The 2,456-nt window shown below is 74.2% G+C and carries 3 protein-coding genes; all 3 read right to left on the bottom strand.

Going from position 1 to position 2,456, the window contains the following annotated elements:
• A partial coding sequence (locus tag ACFW2E_RS45270) for a PTS sugar transporter subunit IIA (RefSeq protein WP_384477576.1) occupies window positions 1-336 on the bottom strand: 336 nt, incomplete at its 3' end.
• A gap of 187 nt (window positions 337-523) precedes the next feature.
• Window positions 524-1,471 carry a 1-phosphofructokinase gene (gene pfkB, locus ACFW2E_RS45265; RefSeq protein WP_384477573.1) on the bottom strand — a complete coding sequence of 316 codons (948 nt, stop codon included), beginning with the start codon at window positions 1,469-1,471 and terminating at the stop codon, window positions 524-526.
• On the bottom strand, window positions 1,468-2,229 hold the full coding sequence (locus tag ACFW2E_RS45260) for a DeoR/GlpR family DNA-binding transcription regulator (RefSeq protein ID WP_384477570.1): 762 nt from the start codon (window positions 2,227-2,229) through the stop codon (window positions 1,468-1,470). Before ACFW2E_RS45260 ends, pfkB begins: the two co-directional genes overlap by 4 nt.
• Window positions 2,230-2,456 lie beyond the last annotated feature (227 nt).

Raw genomic sequence — 2,456 nt, 5'->3', positions numbered from 1 at the left:
CGTCAGAGGGGCGTCGTCGGCCCCTTTCGGGGCGGCGATCAGGAAGATGAGGTCGGCGGGACCGTCCGGCGCGCCGAAGTCGATCCCGGCCGCACTGCGCCCGAAGGCGAGCGTCGGCTCGGTGACGTGTTCGCTCCGGCAGTGCGGGATGCCGATGCCGCCGTCCAGGCCGGTCGGCATCTGCGCCTCCCGCGCGGCCACGTCGGCGAGGAAGCCGTCCAGGTCGGTCACCCGGCCCAGGGCCACCATGCGCTCGGCGAGGACACGTGCCGCCGCTTGCTTGGTGTCGGCGGACAGGTCGAGATCGACCAGGTCCGCGGTGATCATGTCGCTCATCGCGGGCTCCTATGCACGCGTATCGCCCGGGGAGTGGGGTGGGCGGGGGTGGGGAGGGGGGTGGGGACAGGGGTGCGGTGGGGGGTGGCGGGGAGGGCGGGGAGGGTGGGGGTCCCGGTGGTGGCGAGCAACGGGGAGCCCCGCCACCGGCGGGCCCGATCCGTCGTACGGGATCGCGCGCTTGCGTTCATGACACGGGTTCCCTCAGTTCGCGGTCCACCGGGACCTGGGCCGTGACCGTCACCGACGCCGGGTCCAGGTCGGCCGGCCCGGGCATCACGCTGCCGGGCAGCCGGACGGCGGCCGCGCCGTGCGCGACGGCGGAGGCGAGCGCCTCGGGCCCGCCGCCGCCCGCGATCAGGAAGCCGGCGAGCGAGGAGTCGCCCGCTCCCACGTTGCTGCGTACGGCGTCCACGTGCGCACCGCCGAACCAGGCACCCGACGCGTCCACGAGCAGTTGCCCGTCGGCGCCCAGGCTCGCCAGCACGGCGCGGGCGCCCATCTCGCGCAGTTCCTCGGCCGCCTTCAGCGCGTCACCGACGGTCGCCAGCGGGCGCCCGACGGCCTCCGCGAGCTCCTCGGCGTTCGGCTTCACCACGTCCGGACGCTCACGCAGCGCCTCGAGGAGGGCGGGCCCGGACGTGTCGAGGGCGATGCGCACACCCGCGGCGTGCACCCGCGCGACCAGGTCGGCGTACCAGGCCGGGGCGAGCCCCCGCGGCAGGCTCCCGCAGCAGGCGATCCAGTCGGCGTCGCCCGACTGCGCCCGCACCGTCTCCAGGAGCAGCTCCTGCTCGGCCGGGGACAGCTCGGGTCCCGGCGCGTTGATCTTGGTGAGCACCCCGGCCGCCTCCGCCAGCGCGATGTTCGAGCGGGTGGCTCCGGCGATCGGCACCCGCGCGACCTCGATGCCCTGCGCGTCGAGCAGATCGGCGACGAGCGCGCCCGGGGCGCCGCCCAGGGGCAGTACGGCGACCGTGCGCCGCCCGGCGGCGGCGACGGCGCGCGAGACGTTGACACCCTTGCCACCGGGGTCCATGCGCTCGCCGGTGGCGCGGACGACCTCGCCGCGCTCGAGGGAGGGGATCTCGTAGGTGCGGTCCAGGGACGGGTTGGGGGTGACGGTGAGGATCATGCGCGCACCACTTCCGTGCCGCCGCGCTCGATGGCGGCCGCGTCTTCCGGGCTCAGCCCGCTGTCGGTGATCAGCAGGTCCACGTCGCTCAGGTCGCCGAAGCGGGCGAAGTGCTCCTGACCGTGCTTGGCGGAGTCGGCGAGCAGTACGACGCGGCGGGCCGCGGCGACCGCCGCGCGCTTCACCGCGGCCTCGGCGAGGTCGGGGGTGGTCAGGCCGTGCTCGATGGAGAAGCCGTTGGCCGCCACGAAGAGCACGTCCGCCCTGATCTCCCCGTACGCGCGCAGCGCCCAGGCGTCCACGGCCGCGCGCGTGCGGTGCCGTACGCGCCCGCCGACGAGGTGGAGCTGGATGCCCGGATGGTCCGCGAGGCGGGCCGCGATCGGCAGGCTGTGCGTGACGACGGTGAGCGACGCCTCCAGGGGGATGGCCCCGGCCAGGCGGGCGACCGTCGTACCGGCGTCGAGGATCATCGTGCCGTCGGTCGGCAGCTCGGTGACGGCCGCCTTGGCGATGCGGTCCTTCTCGTCGGCCGAGGTGCTCTCGCGTTCGGCGAGGTCCGGCTCGAAGTCGAGGCGTCCGGCCGGTATGGCACCACCGTGCACCCGGCGGACCAGGCCGGCACGGTCGAGAGCCTTCAGGTCGCGGCGGATCGTCTCCGCCGTCACCTGGAACTCCTCGGCGAGCGACACCACGTCCACCCGCCCGCCCTCACGGGCGAGCCGGAGGATCTCCTGCTGTCGCTCCGGTGCGTACATGTCCGTGTGCCTCCGACCGATGCCCGAATTTGTGGTTTCATTCGGAGGCTACGCCCGGTTTTCCGGAAAGTAAACAGGCCCGGGCCCAATTCGGGCATGAACGGACTTCCAACCCTCTTCGGGGCATGCGGAAAGGGGCCGCCCCCCCCGGGGGGCCGGCCCGCGCGGGGCGGGGCGCCGCTGCCCCACCTGTCTCGTGTATAAAAGAAAACCGGGCTCCCCCACAA

It is taken from the genome of Streptomyces sp. NPDC058964 (assembly GCF_042741275.1).
Taxonomy (GTDB): domain Bacteria; phylum Actinomycetota; class Actinomycetes; order Streptomycetales; family Streptomycetaceae; genus Streptomyces.
Note: the sequence above shows the minus strand (reverse complement) of the source record. Positions and strands in the feature narration are given on the sequence as shown.

Coding starts and splice junctions, on each gene's coding strand:
- pfkB (WP_384477573.1), bottom strand. CDS start 1,471: ATGATCCTCACCGTCACCCCCAACCCGTCCCTGGACCGCACCTACGAG.
- ACFW2E_RS45260 (WP_384477570.1), bottom strand. CDS start 2,229: ATGTACGCACCGGAGCGACAGCAGGAGATCCTCCGGCTCGCCCGTGAG.